This is a genomic window from Nonomuraea ceibae, from assembly GCF_019396325.1.
GTDB classification, from domain to species: Bacteria; Actinomycetota; Actinomycetes; order Streptosporangiales; family Streptosporangiaceae; genus Nonomuraea; species Nonomuraea ceibae.
Window position 1 is genome coordinate 1 of record NZ_JAHKRO010000215.1, and the last position, 6,945, is coordinate 6,945.

Genomic DNA, 6,945 nt, shown 5'->3' on the forward strand with positions numbered 1-6,945 from the left:
CTCCACCCGCCCGCCCAGCTGTATCCGACCGGCGACCCGGCCTTGGCACCCGTCACCGAGGCCGCCTAAGATCCACTCACGGCACCTACCTCGTCGAGCCTTTTACACCGCTCCGAGGACGCGACCCGCTGCCATGGGCTCGGTGAACTCACGTAATCACTCAGATGGCTCGTCCCTGACTGCGAATTCGTCATAGGCTCGGGGACGGATAGGTGGGAGCGATCGCGGCCGTGCTGGTTCGATCAAGGGCGGTTCGACTCCGTCGGGCCAGACGGTGTTGTCATCGACAACTACCCGCTTCAGGGAGGCGCCGGTCAGCACGGCTCCGCTCAGAGTGGGTCGGGCTAGCAGGATTGCACCAGTCAAGGCTTTACTATCTGGCGAAGGCAGCGCGTTCAATCTAGATCCACGTCCACCCATTGGATCACCGCCATTAAGATCGTCAAGCTGGTCGCGGGCGGCAGGTCCAACCCCGAGATCGCCGCCGAGCTGTTCATCTCGGCCGGCACCGCCAAGACCCACGTGGCCAACGCCCAGCGCAAGCTCGGGGTACGCAACCGCGTGGGCATCGCCGCCTGGGCCTGGGAACACGGCCACGCGTGAACCGCCGGCACTGCCTACCCGCTGCCCAAGTCTCAGGCTATTCCTGGCCGTTTTCCGGCCGTGCGGCGGCCAGCCACCGGCTAACGGCGCCCATCGCCGTTCCCCCGCTGTCGGCGTCGATGCGGGCGGCGAGGCCGGCGATCGTGACCTGACGCAGGGCGTCCGCCCAGGCATCCTCGGCCGCGGCCATGGCGCGCCCTGGTGGACCGCAGCCGCGCCGACCTGGACCTGACCGTCACCGGGGTGGCCCTGCTGACGACCGTTCCCACCCTGGCCATGGGGGTGTGCGCGCCGCTGGCCGCGGTGACGGCCCGCCGGTTCGGGCTCCATCGCGGGGTGCTGCTCGGCCTGGTCGTGATCGCCGTGGCCACCGCCGCCCGCCTCGCCGGCGGATCCACCTGGCTGCAACTGACCTGCGCGGCGGTCGTCGGGGCCGGGATCGCCATCGCCCAGACGCTGCTGCCCGCCGTCGTCAAGGGCTGCTTCGCCGACCGCCCTGGCATGGCCACCGGCATCTACACTGCGGGGCTCGGCGCGGGCGGCGCCGTCGCGGCCGGAGTCAGCGCGCCCCTGACTGACTTCCTCGGTTCCTGGCCCGGGGCGCTGGCCTCCTGGTCGGTGCTCGCGCTGGCCGGTGGGCTGGCATGGGCGGCGTCCCGGCGCTCCCTGGCCCTGGACCGGGTGGCCGCCCCGCGGGCCCGCACACCACCGGGCTGCCCTGGCGCAATGATCTGGCCTGGCGGGTGACGGCGCTGTCGGCGGCCAACGCCGCCCTGTACTACTGCGAGCTGGCCTTGGTCGTGCCCCGGCTCCAGGAGAACGGGCCCGGCACCGCGGCGGGGACGCTGCTCACCGTGATGATCTGCGTCCAGGTGGTCGCGATGCTGGCCGTACCGGCCGTACTCGGCGAACGGCACGATCTGCGCGCGGGGCTCGCGCTGACGGCGGCGCTGACCGTGCTCGGTTTCGCCGGACTGGCCCTGGCGCCCGGCACGGTGACCTGGCTGAGGGTCCTCGCCCTGGGCATCGGGCACGGCGGCCTGTTCACCCTGGTGCTGACCGTGCCGGTGGCGGTCAGCCGCGACTCTGCCGAGGCGAGCAGGATCAGCGCGATGGCATTCTTCGTCGGGTACGCCTGCGCCGCCCTGGCCCCCATGCTCGCGGGCGTCCTGCGCGACGCCACGGCCTGTTTCCGCCTCGCCTTCCTCTTGCTGGCCGCGGTCGCCGCCCTGACCATCGTCCCCACCGTACGGTTCCAGAAGAAAGCGATGCCTTCATGACCCGGCTCGACCCCGCTGAGATCATCGCCCTATACCGCCGCTGCTACGCCGGCCGTCCCTGGTCGGAAACCCCCGAACAACTCGACGCCTACCCCGGCCGCCTGGCACGAGGGTGAGAAACGTGGTGGAGTTGGCATTACCTCGCTGTTCCACGCAGGTAGGCAAGCACCGCCAGCACCCGCCGGTTGTCGTCGGGAGTCTCGGGCAGCTTGAGCTTGGCGAACACGCTGGCCACATGTTTGCCAACGGCTGCCTCCGTGATCGACAAGGCGCGTGCGACGGCGCTGTTGGAGCGCCCCTCCGCGATCAGGGCGAGCACCTCGCGCTCGCGGATACTCAGCCTGTGGGTCGGCTCGTCGAACTCCCTGGCCTTGGCCCAGGTCCGCTCAAACAGGTCAATGAGGGCAGTGAGCAGACTCTGCTGCCTGATCACCAGGGTGCCCGGCGCGTAGACGAAGGGGGCCATCCGCACGAATGCCACTGCGCGATCGAAGATGAGCATCTGCTGAATCGGCTCGTCGACGACGCGGTGCAGGTCGCCGGAGGTATGCAACTGCCTGATACGGGCCGCCTTGCGAGGGTCGTCCAGCACGCTCGCGTGGACGATCGTGCGCATCGTCATGCCACGCTGCAGGGCATCGAGCACCCTGCGCCTGCTCTTTTGCTCATGGGAACCCCGCTCCATCGCGCCCAAGGGGTGCATGGCGCGTAGCTCGCCAGCCGTAAGGGCGACCTGCGCGATCTGCTGCCGGGCGAGCGCGTCGTCATCTACCCGCTCGACGTCTACAGGGATCCCTCGCAGTTCGCCCACCACCTCTTCCAGACGTTGGACAAGCTGCGCCAACGACGTGCTGTCGTTCACACCTCTCCCTCGGGTCCGCAATGGTGAATGGGGGCGACCGGCACGTGAGCTCCGCCCGGGCGGCCCCAGACCGGATGCCCACGATGGGGTCTGATCAATGCCCTGTATGGGCGGGGCTGCTCAGGTTCACCTGAGCCTCGGTGCCGGGTTTAACGATCACGAATTGTCCCATCATGCCGGAGTCCTCGTGGCGGAGGATGTGGCAGTGGTACATGTACGGCGAGGCGGGATCGGTGAAGTCACCGAACTGGACCGCGAGCCGCACGAGGCTCGTGGCGGGCACATAGACGGTGTCCTTGTAGCCGGTCGCGTAGGCGGGCGGCGGGGAGCCGTCCGTCTCCAGCACCTGGAAGGCCACCTCGTGAATGTGGGAGGTGCGGGAGTAGACGTTGTTCTCGATCTCCCAGATCTCGACGGCTCCGGCGGGCACGACCTCGTCGATGGGTGCCATGTCCATCTCCTTGCCGTTGATGGCGTCGTGTTCGCTGAGCCTGAAGCGGCGTACCCTGGCGCCGGCGGGCGCGGTGATGGGAGGCGGAGAGGCCAGGCGGGCGGGGACGTTGGGAGCCGGCTTGAGGTCCTTGGCGGCGATGAACTTCAGCAGGTCGAAGTCGCCCTCGCCGATGTCGACGCCGTTGTCGACGCTGCGCAGGACCACCTGCTCGCCGGGCGCGAAGGCCACGATGATCTCCGCGCGCTCGCCGGGGGTGAGTGAGAACTGCTCGACCTCGACCGAGGCGCCGAGCAGGCCGGCGTCGTTGGCGGTGACGTGGAAGCGGCGCTGGTCGGCGAAGGTCAGCTTGTACATCCGGGCGTTGGAGCCGTTGAGCACGCGGAGCCGGATCCGCTCGGCGGTGACGGTCAGGTGGGGGTTGTGGGTGCCGTTGACGAGGATGCGGTCGCCCAGGATGCCGAAGGTGCCCTTCAGCGGGTCGCCGTCGAAGGAGCCGTCGGCGGCCGCCGCGGTGGACGTGCCGGGGCGTCATGCCGTGCGGGTGGGGCTGGTACCACGAGGTGGCGGCGGACTGGTCGTTGGTCCAGTGCGGCGTCCAGACGGTGCGAGGCTGGATGGGCTGGTGCGGGGCCGTCCATCTGGGCTGGCAGACGCATGCCGTGCCAGTGGACGGTGCTGACCTCGGGCAGCCGGTTGCGTGGGGCCATCTCGACCTTGTCACCGCGGCCGGCGCGCAGGGTGGGGCCGAGGAAGGCTCCGTTGAAGCCCCAGGTGGATGTCTGTTTTCCGGTCAGGATCTGCGTCCGGCCCGCCTACATGGACAGGTCGATGCGTCGTACGCCGTCCTTGCCCGGCTTGGGTGGAGAAGCGGGGTACCCGCAGAGGATTGGCGAAGTCGGGTGCGGCCGCCGGGGAGGAGGGCCCGTCCTGGGAGCCGGAGCCGCAGGCCGCTGCCAAGCTGGACAGGGCGGCGATTGTGAGGAACTTGCGTCGATGCACGATGGGGCCTGACCATACGTCCATGGCGCCGTTTCGGCCTTGGTGATGAGGGCGTGCGGCGCCTTGGGAGATGCTGAGGCTGATGTGGACATTAGCGGATAATCTGGAATGGAATTTGTTGGAGTTGAGGCATGACCGCCATGGCGCCCGTTCGCGCAGAACCAGATATGTCGTTCCTGCTGGACCACGCCGGCCACGTCCTGCATGACCCAGATCGCCGCCTCGCTCGCCGAGCTCGGGCTGACGGCGCGTATGCACTGTTGGCTGCTCCACGCGCAGGAGCAGGAGCGCACGCAGGTCCAGCTCGCCGAGATCGGTGACATGGACAGACTACGATGGGTGGTGACCGTCAACGTCTTGGAGAAGGCGGGCTTGGCCGAGCACTGCCTCTCCAGCACGGACCTCCGTCATGGCCTGCGCGCATGCGCTCCCCGGAGACGCTGTACTTTACGTGTCCGCCGGCAACTGCATGCCGGTCACGCCCCATTTCGGCGCCATGGCCGGGCTCGCCAACCACGACACCGCACTGTGACGATCCACCGCACGATGGATCCGCGTACCACGTCTTACGGATGGCCGGGACGGCTCAAGTGACGACCGCAGCGTACGCCCTGGCCTGACGGCGGGCGCCCAGCCACATGACGAGGAGGGCGGACAGCACCGGGATCACCGCTACCACCGGCAGCAGGCCCGTACCGAGGAATGCCAACGCCTGCCCTCCGGCGAGTGAGCCCGCGGTGATCCCGGCGTTGAAGGCGATGATGAACAGCGCCGAAGCCCCCGGACCCGCGCCCGGCGCCCGCTGGAGGGCCAGGGTCTGCAGCAGAGTGGGCAGCGCGGCGTACGCCAGCCCCCATACAGCGATCACGGTGATCGTCGCGGGCCCGCCGGTCACCGGCAGGGCCACCAGCGCGGCTGCGAGCAGGCCGAGGCAGCCCGGCAGGGCGACGCCGGCATGCCGGTCGGCCAGCAGGCCCGCTGCCGCCACGCCGGCGATCCCCGCCAGGCCGAAGACGAACAGCGCGGGAGCGGCGGCGGCGGATCCAAGGTAGGGCACCAGGTAGGTGTGAAGCGTGAAGTGTCCGAGCATGACCAGCGCGGTCGCCGCCGCCACCTGACGGACGGATGGGATGCGCAGCGCCTGCCCGGCGCCCACCGGCCTGGCGGAACCCTCTTGGCGGGGCAGCACGGCACGACCGGCGAGCACCAGCAGCACCGACACACCGCTTAGGACGGCGAAGACGGCGCGCCAGCCAGCCGCCTGCCCCAGCAGCGTACCGAGCGGAACGCCCACGGTCAGCGCGGCGGAGTTCCCGGCGAAGACCACCGCGACAGCTCGTCCGGCCTTGGCCGGTTCCACCAGGCCGGCGGCATAGCCCGCCATGGCCGACCACAGCACTCCGTGCCCGAGCGCGGCGATCAGCCGGGCCAGCAGCGCGACCTGGTAGTTCGGCGCGGCGGCCAGCAGGGCGTTGCTGATCGCGAACAGCGCCATGACCGCCAGCAGCAGCCGCCGGCGGTCCCACCGGCCGGTCAACGTGGTGAGCGGGACCGCGGTGGCGATGATGAGCAGGGAGTAGCCGCCGACCAGCAGCCCGGCCCAGGACTCCGTCACTGCGAGACCGCGGCTGAGCTGCGGCAGGAGCCCCATGGGCAAGGTTTCGGTGGTGATGGTGGTCAGCGCCACGGCGAACAGCACCGCGAGCCCGGCCGCCGCGCCCCTCACCGCGCGGCCCAGACGCGGTCCAGGAAGCGGGCGATGAGCGGGGCGATCTCCGGCAGGTGGGTCTCCAGGGCGAAGTGGCCGGTGTCGAACAGGTGCAGCTCGGCCTCGGGAAGGTCACGCAGGTAGGCGAGGGCGCCCGGTTCGGGGAAGAACGGGTCGTGGCTGCCCCAGGTGATGAGCGTGGGCGGGGTGTGCTTTCGCAGCCAGGCCTGCCAGAGCGGGTAGCGCGCCACGTTGCGGTGGTAGTCGACGGCCAGGGCCACCTGGGCCTCGGCGCGTCCGGGCAGGTCGAGGAAGTGCTGGTCGAGGGTCCAGCCGTCGGGGGCGATGAGCGTGGGGTCGGCGACGCCCGTCTCGTACTGGCCGCGCGTGCCGTCCAGGGTGAGCAGGGCGCGGATGGTCTCCTCGGAGCCGGGGGTGTCCGGGCGCAGCGCGATGAAGTCGCGTGCGCCGTCCGACAGGCCCTCGGTGTAGGCGTTGCCGTTCTGCACGACGAGGCCGGCGATCCACTCGGGGTGCCGTTCGGCGAGGCGGAAGCCGACCGGGGCGCCGAAGTCGAAAACGTACGTCACGAACCGGGTGAGACCGAGCTCCCGGACGAACCCCTCGATGACGTCGGCAAGGGCGTCGAAGGAGTACGTGAACCCAGCCGGGACACGGGTGTGGCCGAAGCCCGGATAGTCGGGCGCGATGAGCCGGTAGCGCCCGCCGAGCGTGTCGATGAGGCGGCGGAACTGGTGGGAGGCCGATGGGAAGCCGTGCAGCAGCAGCATGACCGGGGCGTCGCGCCGCTCCGGGAGGGACTCGCGGTAGAAGACGCGGACGCCGTTGACGTCGGCGTGCCGGTGGACGGTGCGGGCGATCGGACGGAAGGTCATCACGCGTACCTTTCAGGGGTGGACCGGGAAGTTGCTGCGGAAGACGGCGTGCGGGTCGTGGCGGCGTTTGACGTCGCGCAGGCGATCGAGTGCGGCCGGGGTGAAGGCGTCGGCCGCGCTTTCGCCGGGGCTGAGGAAGGTGA

General features: G+C 70.1%; 9 protein-coding genes and 1 pseudogene. 3 read left to right on the plus strand and 7 right to left on the minus strand.

The features are described 5' to 3' along the window. Positions 1-447 precede the first annotated feature (447 nt). Positions 448-603 carry a response regulator transcription factor gene (locus KME80_RS51510; RefSeq protein WP_281427556.1) on the plus strand — a complete coding sequence of 52 codons (156 nt, stop codon included), beginning with the start codon at positions 448-450 and terminating at the stop codon, positions 601-603. 37 nt (positions 604-640) lie between these two features. On the opposite strand, the gene KME80_RS49100 is transcribed toward KME80_RS51510, so the two are convergent. Then, positions 641-793: a hypothetical protein gene (locus KME80_RS49100; protein ID WP_219519724.1), complete on the minus strand. Its 153-nt coding sequence runs from the start codon at positions 791-793 to the stop codon at positions 641-643. An 11-nt stretch (positions 794-804) separates the two neighbouring features. On the opposite strand from KME80_RS49100, the gene KME80_RS49105 reads away from it, so the two are divergent. Then, positions 805-1,350: an MFS transporter gene (locus KME80_RS49105; protein ID WP_219519727.1), complete on the plus strand. Its 546-nt coding sequence runs from the start codon at positions 805-807 to the stop codon at positions 1,348-1,350. Continuing rightward, a complete protein-coding gene (locus tag KME80_RS49110) occupies positions 1,347-1,883 on the plus strand; it encodes a hypothetical protein (protein WP_219519730.1) in 537 nt (178 codons plus the stop codon). Before KME80_RS49105 ends, KME80_RS49110 begins: the two co-directional genes overlap by 4 nt. A 136-nt stretch (positions 1,884-2,019) precedes the next feature. On the opposite strand, the gene KME80_RS49115 is transcribed toward KME80_RS49110, so the two are convergent. From KME80_RS49115 to KME80_RS53545, 6 genes and pseudogenes are all read right to left on the minus strand, one after another. Continuing rightward, positions 2,020-2,745 carry a helix-turn-helix transcriptional regulator gene (locus KME80_RS49115; RefSeq protein WP_308126268.1) on the minus strand — a complete coding sequence of 242 codons (726 nt, stop codon included), beginning with the start codon at positions 2,743-2,745 and terminating at the stop codon, positions 2,020-2,022. 94 nt (positions 2,746-2,839) lie between these two features. Further along, entirely contained in the window at positions 2,840-3,577 is a 738-nt protein-coding gene (locus KME80_RS52500) for a multicopper oxidase family protein (protein ID WP_219519735.1), read from the minus strand. A gap of 154 nt (positions 3,578-3,731) precedes the next feature. Continuing rightward, positions 3,732-3,996 (minus strand): annotated as a pseudogene (locus KME80_RS53540) (multicopper oxidase domain-containing protein); the annotation flags it as partial. Between the two features lie 788 nt (positions 3,997-4,784). After that, the gene (locus tag KME80_RS49130; protein WP_219519737.1) at positions 4,785-5,924 is read right to left on the minus strand and encodes an MFS transporter; all 1,140 of its coding nucleotides are present in this window, start codon (positions 5,922-5,924) and stop codon (positions 4,785-4,787) included. Then, positions 5,921-6,802, minus strand: a complete 882-nt coding sequence (locus tag KME80_RS49135) for an alpha/beta fold hydrolase (protein ID WP_219519739.1) — start codon at positions 6,800-6,802, stop codon at positions 5,921-5,923. Before KME80_RS49135 ends, KME80_RS49130 begins: the two co-directional genes overlap by 4 nt. A 12-nt stretch (positions 6,803-6,814) precedes the next feature. After that, the coding region (locus KME80_RS53545; protein WP_219519019.1) for a BBE domain-containing protein at positions 6,815-6,945 on the minus strand (131 nt) is incomplete at its 5' end.

What these genes read in the sequence shown, in the direction of transcription:
- KME80_RS49100 (WP_219519724.1), bottom strand. Translation starts at nt 793, where the DNA reads ATGGCCGCGGCCGAGGATGCCTGGGCGGACGCCCTGCGTCAGGTCACG.
- KME80_RS49135 (WP_219519739.1), bottom strand. Translation starts at nt 6,802, where the DNA reads ATGACCTTCCGTCCGATCGCCCGCACCGTCCACCGGCACGCCGACGTC.